Source organism: Paenibacillus piscarius (genome assembly GCF_022234545.1).
GTDB lineage: Bacteria > Bacillota > Bacilli > Paenibacillales > Paenibacillaceae > Paenibacillus_AQ > Paenibacillus_AQ piscarius.
The window spans coordinates 82,849-99,141 of the sequence record NZ_JAIEUI010000015.1 but is presented as its reverse complement, the minus strand read 5'-3'; the positions used below and the strand labels follow the sequence as shown (position 1 = coordinate 99,141).

14 protein-coding genes are annotated in these 16,293 nt (G+C 54.0%); all 14 read left to right on the top strand.

Annotated features, from left to right (window positions below; translation table 11 throughout):
• The first annotated feature begins 24 nt into the window (after nt 1-24).
• Nucleotides 25-600, top strand: coding sequence for a hypothetical protein (locus tag K1558_RS21740; protein WP_238653765.1), 576 nt, complete (start codon nt 25-27; stop codon nt 598-600).
• Entirely contained in the window at nt 597-1,235 is a 639-nt protein-coding gene (locus K1558_RS21735) for a hypothetical protein (protein ID WP_238653764.1), read from the top strand. The genes K1558_RS21740 and K1558_RS21735 overlap by 4 nt, the downstream gene beginning before the upstream one ends.
• 192 nt (nt 1,236-1,427) lie before the next feature.
• A complete protein-coding gene (gene rpsB, locus K1558_RS21730) occupies nt 1,428-2,129 on the top strand; it encodes a 30S ribosomal protein S2 (protein WP_036692565.1) in 702 nt (233 codons plus the stop codon).
• 144 nt (nt 2,130-2,273) lie between these two features.
• Nucleotides 2,274-2,924 (top strand): translation elongation factor Ts, encoded by a 651-nt coding sequence (gene tsf, locus K1558_RS21725; protein WP_238653763.1) that lies wholly within the window; start codon nt 2,274-2,276, stop codon nt 2,922-2,924.
• 102 nt (nt 2,925-3,026) lie between these two features.
• A complete protein-coding gene (pyrH, locus tag K1558_RS21720; RefSeq protein WP_238653762.1) occupies nt 3,027-3,755 on the top strand; it encodes a UMP kinase in 729 nt (242 codons plus the stop codon).
• The gene (gene frr / locus K1558_RS21715) at nt 3,755-4,309 is read left to right on the top strand and encodes a ribosome recycling factor (RefSeq protein WP_238653761.1); all 555 of its coding nucleotides are present in this window, start codon (nt 3,755-3,757) and stop codon (nt 4,307-4,309) included. The genes pyrH and frr overlap by 1 nt, the downstream gene beginning before the upstream one ends.
• A gap of 78 nt (nt 4,310-4,387) precedes the next feature.
• Complete coding sequence (locus tag K1558_RS21710) at nt 4,388-5,155, top strand: isoprenyl transferase (RefSeq protein WP_238653760.1); 768 nt, start codon at nt 4,388-4,390, stop codon at nt 5,153-5,155.
• 20 nt (nt 5,156-5,175) lie between these two features.
• Nucleotides 5,176-5,979 (top strand): phosphatidate cytidylyltransferase, encoded by an 804-nt coding sequence (locus tag K1558_RS21705; RefSeq protein ID WP_238653759.1) that lies wholly within the window; start codon nt 5,176-5,178, stop codon nt 5,977-5,979.
• A 22-nt stretch (nt 5,980-6,001) separates the two neighbouring features.
• Complete coding sequence (locus tag K1558_RS21700; protein WP_238653758.1) at nt 6,002-7,141, top strand: 1-deoxy-D-xylulose-5-phosphate reductoisomerase; 1,140 nt, start codon at nt 6,002-6,004, stop codon at nt 7,139-7,141.
• A 149-nt stretch (nt 7,142-7,290) separates the two neighbouring features.
• Nucleotides 7,291-8,565 (top strand): RIP metalloprotease RseP, encoded by a 1,275-nt coding sequence (gene rseP / locus K1558_RS21695; protein WP_238653757.1) that lies wholly within the window; start codon nt 7,291-7,293, stop codon nt 8,563-8,565.
• Between the two features lie 27 nt (nt 8,566-8,592).
• Nucleotides 8,593-10,041 carry a proline--tRNA ligase gene (gene proS / locus K1558_RS21690; protein WP_238653756.1) on the top strand — a complete coding sequence of 483 codons (1,449 nt, stop codon included), beginning with the start codon at nt 8,593-8,595 and terminating at the stop codon, nt 10,039-10,041.
• 145 nt (nt 10,042-10,186) lie between these two features.
• Nucleotides 10,187-14,512: a PolC-type DNA polymerase III gene (locus tag K1558_RS21685; RefSeq protein WP_238653755.1), complete on the top strand. Its 4,326-nt coding sequence runs from the start codon at nt 10,187-10,189 to the stop codon at nt 14,510-14,512.
• 176 nt (nt 14,513-14,688) lie between these two features.
• Entirely contained in the window at nt 14,689-15,156 is a 468-nt protein-coding gene (gene rimP / locus K1558_RS21680; protein WP_238653754.1) for a ribosome maturation factor RimP, read from the top strand.
• Nucleotides 15,157-15,182: 26 nt separating this feature from the next.
• Entirely contained in the window at nt 15,183-16,280 is a 1,098-nt protein-coding gene (gene nusA / locus K1558_RS21675) for a transcription termination factor NusA (protein ID WP_238653753.1), read from the top strand.
• The last annotated feature ends 13 nt before the right edge of the window (nt 16,281-16,293 follow it).

Sequence of the window (16,293 nt, the reverse complement as noted above, 5' to 3'; positions counted from 1 at the left end):
TGAACGCAGAAGGAGATTAGACATTTGGAACCATGGGTATACATCGTGCTGGTAGGCGCAGTCGCTATCATCTATGCTCTGCGTCTGCCGGCCAGAACCGGCAGGGAGGACTCGGAGAGAAAGAGCCTGAAGGAAGCGGAGAAGGCGCTGGAGCTGTATATGGCCGATATTGAACGTGAGAATTCGGAGCTGCTTGATCTGGTCGGCAGTATCAAAAGTCAATCCCAGGCCGGCAAAGCCGCCCTGCAGGAGGAAATCGGCGTCCTGCGCGCTCAGGTAGCCGGACTGGAGAAGAGCCTGCTGCTGATGGATGCCAGGCTTACTGCTGAAGAGAAGGGCCTGCTCCAGCTGACGGCTGCCTTCGGAAGAGACGCTGCGGCGGCCTCAACCGGTAAGCCCCAGGCTGAAGAGCGTGAGGCTCCTGAGGAGATGCCGCCGGCCAAGCCGAAGCCGGTCAGCTCGATTAAGCTGCGCTATCCCCGGCTGTTCGAGCTGCACGAACAGGGCAAATCGATCGACTCCATCGCCAGGACCGCCGGGCTGCAGCGGGGTGAAGTGCAGCTGATCCTGCAGTTGGCCGGTCAGGAGGAATCCGTATGATCAGGAACCGCTACTTCATGCTGGGATTGGGAGTTGGCCTGATTGCAGGAGCTCTGCTGCTCCAGCTGATGATTGCCGGCAGGACTGCTCCGATGAGCAGGGAGGAACTGGTACAGGAAGCCGCCCGGCTGAACATGACGGTGGTTGACCCGGCGGCAGAGGCAGATGCTCAAGCAACAGCAATGCCGGAAGGAGGGGCACCAGGCGCGTCTTCCGAAGGCGGGGAGCAGCCCGCAACTGAAGCTGCACCTGCTCCGGCTTCGCCAACCCCTGCACCTGCGGCCTCACCCAAGGCGGCAGCTGCGCCAAGTGCGGCGGCTTCACCGGGACTGCCATCCGCACCTGCGAAGCCGCAGAGCAGTCCGGCAGGCGGGGGAGCCAAGGCACCGGCTGCACCGGAGTCCCCCGGGGCCGCTGCGAATGAGACGATCTCCGTGAGGATTCCAACAGGCATCAATCTTGCCCAGACCGCTGATGTGCTTGCCGAGGCTGGCGTTATTCAGGACAAGGATAAATTCCTGCAGGCTGCGAACAGCCGCAAGGTCAACAAAATTATTCAATATGGCAGTTACAGCTTCGCCAAAGGGGAGAGCATCAACTCGATTATTGACAAGCTGATTACAGTCAAAAAATAATGCCCGTGCAAAATGAATAACTTTGCAGTAATCGTTGCACAGGAAGTTTTAATATGTTATAGTAATTGACGGTGTTAAAACACACGCCGGTTGATTTCGACAAGGGGTGCTTTCTTCTGAAGAAAGTCTTGCCGAAAGATGACACGCGGCGGAGGAGACACACAATAAACCAAACCTAGGAGGTGTGTGAAGATGGCAGTAATCTCCATGAAACAGCTTCTCGAAGCTGGGGTTCACTTTGGTCACCAGACCCGTCGTTGGAACCCTAAGATGGATCGTTATATCTTCACTGAAAGAAACGGAATTTACATTATTGACCTGCAGAAAACAGTCAAAAAGGTAGAGGAAGCTTACAACTTTGTTAAGAGCGTGGCTGGCGACAACGGCACAATCCTGTTCGTGGGAACTAAGAAACAGGCTCAGGATTCCGTGAAGGAAGAAGCTGAACGTTCCGGTATGTTCTTCATCAACCAGCGCTGGCTGGGCGGTACCCTGACTAACTTCCAGACCATTCAGAAGCGTATTGACCGCCTGAAGAAGCTGGAAGCTTGGGAAGAAGACGGTACCTTCGCAGTACTGCCTAAGAAAGAAGTTATCCTTCTCCGCAAAGAGAAAGATCGCCTTGAGAAATTCCTGGGCGGCATCAAGAACATGAAGGGCCTTCCAAGCGCCCTGTTCATTATTGATCCGCGCAAAGAGCGTATTGCAGTGGCTGAAGCCCGCAAATTGGGTATCCCAATTGTAGCTATCGTTGATACCAACTGCGATCCGGACGAAATTGACTACGTTATCCCGGGTAATGACGACGCGATCCGCGCCGTTAAGCTCCTGACTGGTAAAATGGCTGACGCCGTTGTTGAAGCGCACCAAGGCGAAGATACAACTACAGCCTAAGTAGTAACCGGAACATAAACAAGAACTTAAATGAAAAGGGTGGTTGGCAGGTGGATAACCTCTCACTGCCCTTTTTTTAAGATGCAAGCAAGTATAGCTTGGCGAATGCGTGTGACAAAGACTATGATCTGGAGGGAATAACAAATGGCAGTAGATGCAAAGGCAGTAAAGGAACTTCGTGAAAGAACAGGGGCAGGAATGCTTGATTGCAAAAAAGCACTGGAAGAAGCAAACAACGATATTACCAAAGCGGCTGAATTGCTTCGTGAGAAAGGTCTGGCTGCAGCAGCCAACAAGGCTGGACGTGTGGCTACAGAAGGTACTGTAGAATCTTACATCCACGCTGGCGGCCGTATCGGCGTTCTGGTAGAAATCAACTGCGAAACAGACTTTGTAGGCAAAACCGATTCCTTCAAGGAATTCGCCCGCGACATCGCCATGCAGATCGCTGCTGCAAATCCGCTGTATGTACGCCGTGAAGAAGTGCCGGCTGCTGATGTAGAGAAAGAAAAGGAAATCCTTAAGGCTCAGGCACTGAACGAAGGCAAGCCGGAAAAAATCGTTGAAAAAATGGTAGAAGGCCGCATCAGCAAGTTCTATGAAGAATTCTGCCTGCTGGAACAGCCATTTGTGAAAGACCCTGACAAGACAATCTCCCAGCTGCTGAACGAGAAGATCAGCACCATCGGTGAGAACATCTCCATCCGCCGCTTCGTACGTTTCGAGCTGGGTGAAGGTCTTGAGAAGAAAGTCGACAACTTCGTTGAAGAAGTAATGGCACAAGTGAACCAATAAGAGCTGCATAACATTAGCATGAACTGAATAAAGGCAAGCATCAAAAGAGCGGAACACATACAAGAAGTGTTCCGTCTTTTGTAAGAAAGTGAGGGTATACAGTTGGAACAACCGGTATTTAAGAGAGTAGTCCTTAAGGTCAGCGGAGAGTCGCTGGCCGGACAGAACGGCTATGGCATCGATGCCGACACGATTATCTCCATTGCAGAGCAGGTTAAAGAAGTCGTTGAGCTTGGAGTACAGGTTGCGATTGTGTGCGGCGGCGGCAACATCTGGCGCGGAATCGCCGGAAGCGCAAGCGGAATTGACCGCGCTACAGCAGATTACATGGGGATGCTGGCAACAGTTATGAACTCGCTGGCCCTTCAGGACGCCCTGGAGCAGATCGATGTCCCTACCCGGGTGCAGACCTCCATCGCCATGCAGCAGATTGCGGAGCCCTATATCCGCCGCCGGGCCATCCGGCATCTGGAGAAGGGCCGTGTAGTTATCTTCGCTGCAGGAACCGGGAATCCGTTCTTCTCGACAGATACGACGGCTGCGCTCCGCGCGGCTGAGATTGAAGCAGAGGTCATTCTGATGGCCAAGAACAAAGTGGACGGCGTCTACTCTGCAGACCCATTCAAGGACAGCACCGCTGTGAAGTATGAGCAGCTTACTTATATGGATATTCTGAACAAAAACCTGGGGGTTATGGATTCCACCGCTTCCTCTCTCTGCATGGATAATAATATACCGCTCATTGTGTTTGCTATTACAGAGCAAGGCAATATCAAACGTGTCGTTCTCGGTGAAAGAATCGGGACGATGGTCAAAGGGAGTGTAAATTAATGCCACAATCGGTCAAGAAGAATGCCGAAGAGCGTATGGAAAAGGCGATTCTCTCGCTGAAGCGGGATCTGGCAACATTGCGGGCGGGACGCGCTTCGGCGTCGCTGCTGGATCGCATTCAAGTGGAGTATTACGGTGCTCCGACTCCAATCAATCAGCTGGCTAACATCAGCACCCCGGATTCCCGGACACTGATGATCCAGCCGTGGGACAAAAGCTCAATGTCCGACATCGAACGGGCCATCCAGAAATCGGATGTCGGCATTACACCGGCTAATGACGGTACGATCATCCGCTTGTCGATTCCTCCGCTTACCGAAGAGCGCCGCAGCGAGCTGGTGAAGCTCACCAAGAAATTCGGCGAAGAAGCTAAGGTAGCCATCCGCAACATCCGCCGCGATGCCAACGATGACATTAAGAAGATGGAGAAGAATGGCATTTCCGAAGACGAATCTCATGGACATCAGGAAGATATCCAGAAATCAACGGATAAGTTCATAGCTGAAGTCGATAAAGTGCTCTTGTCCAAAGAAAAAGAGATTATGGAAGTATAATGAAATTCAAGAGACTTCAGGCCCCTCCGCTTATGGTGGGGTTTGTCTCTTTCTGATAAGAGCTTGGAGGAAACGGAAATGATCAAACGGATTCAAGAATGGCTGAGCCGTAAAGACAGGCAGGAGCCAGTCGAGATTTCACCGGATAATATTCCCCGGCATGTAGCGATAATTATGGATGGCAACGGGCGCTGGGCCAAACGGCGCGGGATGCCGCGGGTGGTGGGCCACCAGAACGGAATGAAGGCAGTCAAGCGTGCGACCATCGCAGCGAATGACCTGGGAGTGGAGTTTTTGACTCTCTATGCGTTCTCTACGGAGAACTGGACCCGGCCGAAGGATGAAGTTGATTTCCTGATGCGTCTCCCCGTTGAGTTCCTGGCGATTGAGCTGGACGAATTAATCGAGAAAAATGTGCAGGTACGCGTCATGGGTGACCCCGAGGCTCTGCCTTCCCATACCCGCAAGGCCATGGAAGAAGCGGTGGCCCGCACCAAGAGCAATACCGGACTTATTCTGAATTTTGCGCTGAACTACGGCGGCAGAAAAGAAATAGAAGATTGTATGCGCGAGATGGGCAGGGACATTCAGGCTGGAACGCTGTCGCCTGATGAGATCACCTCGGAGCTGATCGGGAACAGACTGTTGTCCAGCGGATTACCCGATCCTGACCTGCTGATCCGCACAAGCGGCGAGAAGCGGCTCAGCAACTTTATGCTGTGGCAAATCGCGTACAGTGAGTTTTGGTTTACAGATGCGTATTGGCCGGAGTTTGACAAAACACATCTGATGCAGGCTGTGGCGGAGTATCAGCGGCGCACACGCCGTTATGGCGGATTGAAGTAGCCTGATGGGAGAGGGATTGTTTGAAGCAGCGATTGATTACCGGAATTGTTGCCGGAGCCATGTTTATGGGGTTATGCGTGTGGGGAGGCTGGCCGTATCAGCTGATGCTGACTGCCATGGCCCTCAGCGGCTATTATGAATTCATCAAAATGACGGGTACAGCTCCCTTCGGGATTCCGGCAGTACTCGGCTATATCTCCGTAGTGTGCTTCATGATTCCCTGGGATCTGCTGGGGAGAGAACCATGGTTCTCCTGGGAGCAGGGCATATGGCTGTTAATGCTGCTGTTTCTGCTGGTTACCGTGTTTAGTAAGAACAAACTGGATATCAAAATAACCGCACTAATGTTCACCGGGATTGTGTACATAGGAATGGGCTTCTCCTATATGGCCATTGCCCGCGGGGCGGAAGACGGTCATGGCCTGTTCTGGACCGTGCTGCTGTTGTGCTGCATCTGGGGAAGTGATGCCGGAGCGTATTTTGTCGGCAGAAGCTTCGGCAAGAACAAGCTGTGGCCTGCAATCAGTCCCAACAAAACCATTGAAGGCGCGATTGGCGGGGTTTTGATTTCCGCTGTGATCTCCGCCGGATTTGCCTTATTCGTTCCTGATCTGCTGACCATTCCGCGCGCGCTGCTGATCGGAATATCCTGCGCTGTGCTTGGACAGCTCGGAGATCTTGTACAATCTGCCTATAAACGGGTGTACGGTATTAAGGATTCAGGCTCGCTGCTGCCTGGTCACGGAGGCATCCTGGACCGCTGCGACAGCTGGATTATCGTATTTCCTTTCGTACATATCGTAATGCTGATGCCTTACTATTAACGACAGGGGAGGGGATGCAACTGTGAAAAGAATTAGTATTCTGGGCTCCACCGGTTCGATTGGCACCCAGACGCTGGATGTTGTAGCCATGCATCCCGAGGCCTTTGAGATCGATGGCCTGGCAGCGGGCAGCAACACCGTGCTGCTGCTCGAACAAGTCCGCCGCTTCAAGCCGCGCCGTGTATCGGTATCGACGCCGGAGCTTGCCGCGGAGATCAGCTCCAGTCTGCCTGCCGGTGTCGAGCTGTACAGCGGCAGTGAAGGGCTGGTGGAGATTGCCGCCGGCGGAGAGGCACAGACTGTGGTGACTGCACTCGTTGGCAGTGTCGGCCTGCAGTCAACACTTGCGGCGATTGAAGCCGGAAGACATATTGGACTGGCCAATAAAGAGACGCTGGTTACCGCCGGACATCTCGTGACAGAGCTGGCCGGACGCAAGGGCGTGAAGCTGCTGCCGGTGGACAGCGAGCATTCGGCGATTTTTCAATGTCTGAACGGCGAGAACCGCCAGGATGTAGCTTCTATTACCATAACGGCCTCCGGCGGCTCGTTCCGTGACTCCACCCGCGAGCAGCTTAAGAATGTCACGGTCGAGAATGCCCTGCGCCATCCCAACTGGAGTATGGGCGCCAAGATTACTATTGATTCGGCAACCATGGTTAATAAAGGGCTGGAGGTTATTGAGGCCCACCATCTGTTTGCTCTGCCATACGACCAGATCAATGTGCTGCTGCATCCTGAGAGTATTATTCACTCGTATGTAGAATTCCGGGACAGCAGTATCATCGCACAGCTTGGAACCCCGGATATGCGTGTTCCCATCCAGTATGCGCTGACCTATCCCGACCGCTGGCCGTCGCCGGCCGAGCGCCTGTCGCTGGCCCGCATTGCCAGCCTTACCTTCCGCGAGATGGATTACAAGCGTTATCCGGCGCTGAAGATGGCGATTGATGCCGGGATTGCGGGGGGCACAGCACCTACCGCATTTAATGCCGCCAATGAGATTGCTGTGGCGCGCTTCCTGCGCGGTGAAATTCCTTTTCTGCGGATCGAAGAGATTATTGACGAAGTGTTGCAGCGCCATAACAACACGGCTAACCCTGATCTGGAGCAGATCCGCTTCTGTGATCAGGCTTCCCGGGAGCTCGCAGCTGCCCTGTAGACAGCCGTGAAGCAGGTAGAAGTGGCGGTGACGGCAATACCCTTTTGAAAATAGGGGTGGACTGTTGATTCTCTTGTGCCTTGCCTTGGAATAATGATAAATTAAGAGGACATACTTCGGTCTTACACCTTAAGGGGGAATGTTGCGCTATGGAGATGGTAAGGGTAGTTTTTTTGACGGTGTTTATGTTCTTCGTTCTGGTGACAGTCCATGAATGGGGACATTATTATTTCGCCAAACGCGCGGGCATTCTTGTGCGGGAATTTGCGATCGGTTTCGGTCCGAAACTGTTCTCTTATAAACGGGGGGAAACCCAATTCACACTGCGCCTGCTGCCCTTCGGCGGATACGCCCGGATGGCGGGCGAGGACCCCGAGATGATTGAGATTGGCCCCGGCCAGACTATTGCCGTCCGGCTGGGTCAGGATAACAAGATCAAGAATATCTATCTGGATTCACTGGACACCCGCCGCAATGTCATCCGCGGAGAAGCGGAGTTCACGGACCTGGAGAATGAGCTGAAGATCCGGCTGAATGTGGACGGCGAAATCACCACGTATGATGTGAATCCGCAGGCCATGATGATTAGAGGCTCCCAGCAGACGCAGATTGCCCCGAAGGACCGCCAGTTTGGCAGCAAGACAGTGGGCCAGCGGGCTATCGCAATTCTGGCCGGGCCGGTGATGAACTTCATTCTTGCGTTTGTGCTGTTCGCGCTGCATCTGCAGATGGCCGGTATCCCGGTGGAGAATCCGTCCTATGTGAAGATCGGTGAGGTCAGTGAAGGTATGCCGGCCCAGGAAGCCGGCCTGAAGAAGGGTGACATTGTGGTCGCTGTGGACGGTCAGACCATCGGCGGGGATTACAAGAAGATGATTACCCTCACCTCAGCGGCCAAAGGCAAAGAGATGAACTGGACGCTGAAGCGCGGTGAAGAGACCCTGAGCGTTACGATGATTCCCCGCAGCATGGAAGGGGAGACAGGCGGCAAGGTCGGCATCACGCCGGAGCTGCCTACACGCAAGGCCGGGGTCGGCGAGACCATCACCAAGTCAAGCAAGGCTATGGTTGATACCACCGATCTGATCTTCGTCGGCTTCAAGCAGCTGATCAACAAATTCAATATGAATGACATTTCCGGACCCGTAGGCACCTTCCAGCTGACCGGACAGATTGCCCAGCAGGGCATTCAATATCTGACTTACTGGGCGGCGATCCTCAGCCTGTATCTGGGAATCTTCAACCTGCTGCCGATTCCGGCCCTTGATGGCAGCCGGCTGGTGTTCCTTGGAATTGAAGCACTGCGCGGCAAGCCGGTAGATCCCGCCAGGGAAGGCATGGTCCATTTTGTGGGCTTCGCTCTTCTGTTCCTGGTCATGATCGCTGTAACTTACAATGATATTTTACGCCTGATAAGCGGCTGATTCGCGACAATAGGAGGATTTTTATACATGGCCAAAGACAAGCAGTTCGTTACCGAGATCACCCCGCAAGGCGAGGATTTCTCACGCTGGTATATCGATGTTATCAAAAAAGCGGATCTGATGGATTATTCGCCGGTCCGCGGCTGTATTGTGTTCAAGCCGGACGGCTATGAAATCTGGGAGCATATCCAGGAGGAGATGAACCGCCGACTGAAGGCGACGGGACACCGCAATGCCTATTTCCCGCTGTTCATCCCGGAGAGCTTTTTCCAGAAAGAGAAAGAGCATGTGGAGGGCTTCAATCCTGAGCTGCCATGGGTCACTGAGGCCGGAGGCGATGTGCTGGAGGAGCGCCTGGCGATCCGCCCTACCTCGGAGACCATGTTTGGACATATGTACTCCAAGTGGATTCAGTCCTACCGCGATCTGCCTGTGCTGATCAACCAGTGGGCCAACGTCGTCCGCTGGGAGAAGCGTACCCTGCCGTTCATCCGTACTACGGAGTTCCTCTGGCAGGAAGGGCATACTGCGCATGAGAATGAGGCGGAAGCCCGTGAAGAGACCATGAAGATGCTGGAGAACTACCGTGATTTCGTAGAGTCGTATCTGGCCATTCCGGTGGTCACCGGGCAGAAGACGCCTTCGGAACGGTTCGCCGGTGCGGTGGATACGTATTCGATCGAAGCAATGATGAAGGATGGACGGGCTGTACAAGCTGCTACCTCGCATTATCTGGGTACGAAGTTTGCGGTTGCTTTTGATATCCAGTATCTGAACCGGGAGAATGTGCTGGAATACGCGCATACCACCTCATGGGGCTCCACTACGCGTCTGATCGGCTCGCTGATCATGGTACATGGCGATGACCGCGGACTGGCGCTGCCGCCGAAGGTGGCGCCTACGCAGGTGATTATGATTCCAATCGGGCCGCCTAAGACCCGCGATGCGGTCATTGCTCGTACGGATGAGCTGTTCGCTGAGCTGAAGAACGCCGGAATCCGCGTGCGGGTGGACGACCGTGCCGATCTTACGCCGGGCTGGAAGTTCAATGAATATGAAATGCGCGGTGTCCCTGTCCGTCTGGAGCTTGGTCCGCGTGATATGGAGAACGGGGTCTGTGTACTGGTATCCCGGATCAGCGGCGAGAAGAAGGTCATCCAGCAGGAGAATCTGGTGGAAGAAGTGAACGCCATGCTTGCACAGGTCCATCAGGAGATGTTTGAGCGTGCCCTGAAGTTCCGGGAGGATCATTTCTATTCCGTAGACACCCTGGAGCAGATGAAGAGTGCCATGGAAGAGAAGCGCGGCTTCGCGCTTGCAGGCTGGTGCGGCTCCGAAGAATGTGAATCCAAGGTGAAGGAAGAGACCGGCGCAGGCAGCCGTAACATTCCGTTCGAGCCTTCAGAGACCAAAGAGACTTGTATCTGCTGCGGCAAGCCTGCACAGCATACCGTTGTATTTGCCAAAGCGTATTAATCGGCAACCTATATTTGCTAATATCAGCTTCTGGCGAGAGAGTCGGCGGGCCGCAAGTACCCAATGCTTTTTAAGCCGGAAGCTTTTTTTAACGTAGAGTTCATGAGAGAGTTACAGCCATTATTGCCGAGTTAGGTGGGAGAGCATGGAGCATAACGTGGAGAGAAGAAAAAGGTTCGAGCTGCTGATGAAGCAGGGGGAGATACCGCCTGCGATCATCGATCCCTACTTCATGGACGGACAGATAGAGCGGGTGGAGATCAGCCGCGGCAACCGTGACTGGCATATTGTCATTGCCAAGCAGAGCCTGATCCCGGCCCAGACCTACCGGACCTTCATCCTTAGAATGCGGGAGAAGCTGCAGCATATTGCCAAGGTAAGCTTCCTGTTCCTCTATGAGGATACAATTAACCGGGCGGATATTGTCCAGGAGTATTGGGGGATGTTCCTGGAGTGGGTCCAGCGCGAGATTCCGTCAGTCAACGGGTGGCTGACGCGCTCCAGCCAGGACCTGCAGGACGGTACGCTGGTGCTTGGTCTGAATGATTCAATGTCCCTGGAGCTGGCCCGCAAAAAAGGAATCGAAGCTGCCATCATTAAATATTATGCCAAATACTTCGGGCTTGACCTGAAGGTGAAGCTGCAGATTGCCGAGGACGAGAGTAAGGCGGATGCCTATGAGGAATTCCAGCAGAAGCTGCAGCAGGAGCAGCGTGAACTGGTAGAGCTGATGATGACGGCGGTTGAACCGGAGGAGCCTGAGGAGGCCGTGGACCCAAGCGAGGTCATTAAGCTTCAGATCGGGAACGAGATCAAGGAGCAAGCGGTCTCCATCTTGCAGATTCAGGATGAAGAGAAGAAGATCACCATCCAGGGGACTATCTTCGGACTGGAGAGCAAGGAGCTGCGCAACGGCAACACGCTGTTTAGCTTCTGTGTGACGGACTTCACGGATTCCCTGCAGATGAAGATGTTCGCCAAAACTAAGGAAGACCTGAAGATCATGAGCCAGCTGGCCAACGGCAAATGGGTGCGGGCACGCGGCAAAGTGGAATATGACCGCTTCATGCAGATTCCAGAGCTGGTCATGATTCCGAATGACCTTACCGAAGTAACAGCTCCGCCGGCCCGCAAGGATAATGCCAAGCAGAAACGGGTGGAGTTCCACCTCCATACGACAATGAGTACTATGGATGCTGTGACGACGATTACCGACTATGTCAAAACAGCAGCGAAATGGGGCCATCCGGCGCTTGCAGTTACCGACCACGGCAATGTCCAGAGCTTCCCGGATGCAAACCATGCAGCCCATAAGCACAAGCTCAAAATGCTCTATGGTGTTGAAGCCAATGTGGTCAATGACGCGGTGAACATCGTGGAGAATGCGCAGCCGCTTGAGCTGAAGACGGCAACCTATGTCGTATTCGATATCGAGACCACAGGTCTGTCGATCACACGGAATAATATTACAGAGCTTGCGGCCATCAAAATGTGCGAAGGCAAGGAACTGGACCGCTACACCACCTTCGTGAATCCGCATGAGAAGATTCCCTACCACATTCAGCAGCTGACCAACATCACCGATGAAATGGTCAAGGATGCGCCTGACCTGGCACCTGTGCTGGAGGAGTTCGTGGCGTTTGTCGGTGACAGTATTCTGGTTGCCCACAACGCGCGCTTCGATATGGGCTTCATTCAGGCCTCGCTGACGAAGCTGGGGCGGACACCGCTGCCGAATCCGTGGCTGGATACGCTGGAGCTGGCGCGCCTGCTTTTCCCGACGATGAAGAATCACCGGCTCAACACGCTGGCTGACAAGTACAAGGTGCTGCTGGAGAGCCATCACCGGGCGGTGGACGATACGATTGCCCTGGGCGGCATTCTGAACGGCCTGCTGGCGGATGCGGAGAAGATGAAGGGCATCACCCGGCTGGACCGGCTGAACGACTACGTGGGCAATGACCTGTCGAATGTGCGGCCGTTCCACTGCGGCATCTATGCTCTGAACCCGGCCGGCAAAAAGAATCTGTACAAGCTGATCTCGATGTCTCATACCCAGTACTACAAGCGGGTGCCCTGCATCCCCAAATCCAAGCTGGAAGAGTACCGGGACGGACTGCTGGTGATTTCCGGCTGCGAGCGGGGCGAGTTCTTTGAAACGGTGCTGAACAAGACCGTAGAGGAAGCGATGGAGGTCGCCGAATTCTATGATGTGCTGGAGATTCAGCCGCTGACGATGTATATGCATCTGGTGGACAAAGGTTTTGTTGCCAGCGCAGAGGATCTGCGGAATGTGGTGCGCAAAATTTGCGAAATCGGCGAACAGATGAACAAGCCGGTCATTGCTACAGGAAATGTGCACTATCTGGAGCCGCGCGATAAGCTGTTCCGCGATATTACGATTCACGGCATTACCGGGTTCAGCCCGCTCAAGGACCAGAACAAGCCGGATGCCCATTTCCGCACGACCGATGAGATGCTGGCCGAATTCGAATTCCTGGGTGCGGAGAAGGCGATGGAGGTCGTGGTCACGAATACGGTGGAGCTGGCGGAGCGGTTCGAAGAATATGATCTGTTCCCAAGCGATCTGTTCACGCCGATTATTGAAGGGGCGGATGACGAGATCCGCAATACCTGCTATGAAACGGCCAGATCGATCTATGGCGAAGAGCTGCCTGAGGTCGTGGTAGCCCGCCTGGAGAAGGAGCTTGCTCCGATTATCAAATACGGCTTCTCTGCCAACTATCTGATCTCGGAACGGCTGGTCAAAAAATCGAACCAGGACGGTTATCTCGTAGGCTCGCGCGGATCGGTAGGCTCGTCGGTCGTAGCGACTTTCCTCGGCATATCGGAGGTCAACCCGCTTCCGGCCCATTATATCTGCACGAATCCTGAATGCCGGCACAGTGAATGGTTCCTGGACGGCAGTGTGCCAAGCGGCTTTGACTTGCCGGATAAGGACTGCCCGGATTGCGGCGGCAGGCTGAAGGGGGAAGGGCAGGACATTCCGTTTGAGACCTTCCTGGGCTTCAAGGGGGACAAGGTTCCCGATATCGACCTTAACTTCTCCGGGGAATATCAGCCGAATGCCCACAACTTTACCAAAACCATGTTCGGGCCGGATAATGTATTCCGGGCGGGAACAATCGGTACGGTGGCCGAGAAGACGGCCTTCGGCTTCGCCAAGAAATATGAGGAGCATCACCAGAAGCGGTGGCGCGGTGCAGAGGTCGGGCGGCTCGCTGCCGGGTGTACCGGCGTTAAGCGCAGTACCGGGCAGCACCCCGGCGGGATTGTCGTTCTGCCGGATTATATGGAGATTGAAGATATTACGCCCGTGCAGTACCCGGCGGATGATGTGACATCAGAATGGAAAACAACCCATTTCGACTATCACGCCTTCGATGCCAACCTGCTGAAGCTCGATATCCTTGGCCATGATGATCCGACGATGATGCGGATGCTGCAGGATCTGACCGGGGTGGACCCGACAACCATTCCGATGAATGACCCGAAGGTAATGAGCATGTTCAACTCGACGGACGCGCTCGGGGTGCGGCCGGATCAGATCCGTACTCCCGTGGCCACCTACGGGGTGCCGGAGATGGGGACGAAGTTCGTCCGCCAGATGCTTGTCGAAGCGAAGCCTTCCAGCTTCGCCGACCTGCTGCAGATCTCGGGGCTGTCCCATGGCACCGGAGTATGGCTCGGCAATGCCCAGGAGCTGATCAAGAATAATACCTGCAACATCAAGACGGTTATCGGCTGCCGTGACGATATCATGTTATACCTGATCTATAAGGCAGGCATGGATGCCAGTCTGGCCTTCAAAATCACAGAAAGCGTGCGTAAGGGGAAAGGGCTGCCACCGGAGTGGATTGAAGAGATGAAGAACTGCAAGGTGCCGCAATGGTACATTGATTCCTGTCTCAAAATCCAGTACATGTTCCCGAAGGCTCACGCTGCAGCTTATGTTATCTCTGCGGTGCGCACCGCCTTCTTCAAGCTCTATCATCCAATTGAATATTATGCAACGTACTTCTCGGTCCGCGCAGCCGACTTTGATATTGAGCTGTGCTGCAAGGGCTATGAAGCGATTCTGAAGCAGCTGGTGGAGATCGAGGGCAAGGGCTTCCAGGCGCTCCCTAAGGAGAAAGCGATGCTTCCGGTGCTGGAGATGGCGCTGGAGATGACGGCCCGCGGCTTCACGTTCAAGAACATTGATCTGTACCGTTCGGATGCGACCCGGTTCACGGTTGACGGCACGAGTCTGATTCCGCCGTTCTCCTCGCTTGCGGGGATCGGCGACAACGCCGCCATCAATATCGCTGCGGCCAAGGAGGCGGGAGAATTCCTCTCCATTGAAGATTTCCAGCAGAAATCCAAAGCCAGTAAGACCGTAATCGAGCTGCTGACCGGCATGGGCTGCTTCCGCGGGCTGCCGGAGAGCAACCAGCTCTCCTTGTTCTAACCCTTATGTTTCAGGGCTCAGACAGGGGAGTCAAGGGCTGGTACTTGTCAGTACAGACGCACTATGGTATAATTTTTTTGGTAATAATGAGATAAGTCCGTTGTGTAAAGAGTGGGGAAACCCACTCTTTATCTTTGGTATATAGCAAAAGACAAGTTCGTGGAGGTAATCTTCTTTTGAGCACATCTAAATCCAAAATTAAACAAACGGTAGAGCAGCTGCTCGGGTCCTATCTCGAGGACAATGGTTTCGAACTGGTGGACGTGGAATACGTGAAGGAAGGCTCCAACTGGTTCCTGCGCATATTCGTAGACAAAGAAGGCGGCATCGATATTGATGACTGCGGTACCATCAGCGAATATATCAGCCAGAAGCTCGATGAGAATGATCCGTTCTCCGAAGCTTATTTTCTTGAGGTATCCTCGCCTGGAGCTGAACGTCCGCTCAAGAAAGCTGCGGATGTTGCCAAAGCGGTCGGCAAGGATGTATTTGTAACGGTCTATGAGCCGATTCAGGGACTCAAGGAATTCGAAGGTCGTTTGCTCTCGTTCGAGAACGAGGAACTGCTCATCTCCGCGGGCAAAAAACAGCATGTTGTACCGTATGCCAAGGTCGCCAGTGCGAGATTGGCCATTATTTTTTAACGTCTTGAAAGGGGGACCGGAATTTCATGAGTATGGAGTTTATTGAAGCTATGAATGAACTGGAAAGGGAGAAGGGCATCAGCAAGGATGTGCTGTTCGAAGCCATCGAGGCTGCGCTGATCTCCAGCTATAAACGCAATTTCAATGCGGCGCAGAATGTGCGTGTGGATATGAACCGCAACACAGGCGTAATCAAGGTGTTTGCCCGCAAGCTGATTGTGGAGGAGGTGCTGGACCCGCGGACGGAAATCTCTCTCTTGTCTGCCCGGGAGATCAATCCGCACTTCCAGCTGGAGGATATCGCCGAGCAGGAGGTTACCCCGCGTGACTTCGGCCGGATTGCAGCGCAGACCGCGAAGCAGGTGGTGACCCAGCGCATCCGCGAGGCGGAGCGCGGCCTGATCTATAACGCTTTTATCGACAAGGAAGATGATATCGTCACCGGCCTTGTCCAGCGTCAGGATATGCGCAACATTTATGTGGACCTTGGCAAAATCGAGGCGGTGCTTCCGCTGAGCGAGCTGATGCCCGGAGAGAAGTTCAAACAGAGCGAGCGTATCAAGGCATATATCACCAAAGTGGAGAATACAACCAAAGGGCCGCAGATCATGCTCTCCCGCAGTCATCCGGGTCTTCTGAAGCGTCTGTTCGAGCTGGAGGTGCCTGAGATATTTGACGGGGTTGTGGAGATTCGTTCCGTGGCCCGGGAAGCTGGCTTCCGTTCCAAGATTGCTGTATACTCGCGTAACCCTGAGGTGGACCCGGTGGGCTCCTGCGTAGGGCCGAGAGGCACACGCGTACAGACCATCGTGACGGAGCTTCGCGGCGAGAAGATCGATATTGTCCGTTATTCCGAGCTTGTACAGGAGTATGTAGCCAACGCGCTTAGCCCGTCTAAGGTGCTTGAGGTTCAGGTGTTTGAAGCGGAGAAGATGGCGCGTGTGATCGTTCCTGACTATCAATTATCGCTGGCCATCGGCATCAAGGGGCAGAATGCCCGCCTTGCCGCCAAGCTGACCGGCTGGAAGATCGATATCAAGAGCGAAACCCAGGCGGAGCAGGAATACGGCAGACCCAGATCTTCCAATGATGAAATGCATCAGGATTCCGTCTCCATTGATTAATGATTGCTGACTG

What these genes read in the sequence shown, in the direction of transcription:
- proS (WP_238653756.1), top strand. Translation starts at nt 8,593, where the DNA reads ATGGCCAAAGACAAGCAGTTCGTTACCGAGATCACCCCGCAAGGCGAG.
- K1558_RS21735 (WP_238653764.1), top strand. Translation starts at nt 597, where the DNA reads ATGATCAGGAACCGCTACTTCATGCTGGGATTGGGAGTTGGCCTGATT.
- nusA (WP_238653753.1), top strand. Translation starts at nt 15,183, where the DNA reads ATGAGTATGGAGTTTATTGAAGCTATGAATGAACTGGAAAGGGAGAAG.
- rseP (WP_238653757.1), top strand. Translation starts at nt 7,291, where the DNA reads ATGGAGATGGTAAGGGTAGTTTTTTTGACGGTGTTTATGTTCTTCGTT.
- K1558_RS21710 (WP_238653760.1), top strand. Translation starts at nt 4,388, where the DNA reads ATGATCAAACGGATTCAAGAATGGCTGAGCCGTAAAGACAGGCAGGAG.
- tsf (WP_238653763.1), top strand. Translation starts at nt 2,274, where the DNA reads ATGGCAGTAGATGCAAAGGCAGTAAAGGAACTTCGTGAAAGAACAGGG.
- rpsB (WP_036692565.1), top strand. Translation starts at nt 1,428, where the DNA reads ATGGCAGTAATCTCCATGAAACAGCTTCTCGAAGCTGGGGTTCACTTT.
- frr (WP_238653761.1), top strand. Translation starts at nt 3,755, where the DNA reads ATGCCACAATCGGTCAAGAAGAATGCCGAAGAGCGTATGGAAAAGGCG.
- K1558_RS21685 (WP_238653755.1), top strand. Translation starts at nt 10,187, where the DNA reads ATGGAGCATAACGTGGAGAGAAGAAAAAGGTTCGAGCTGCTGATGAAG.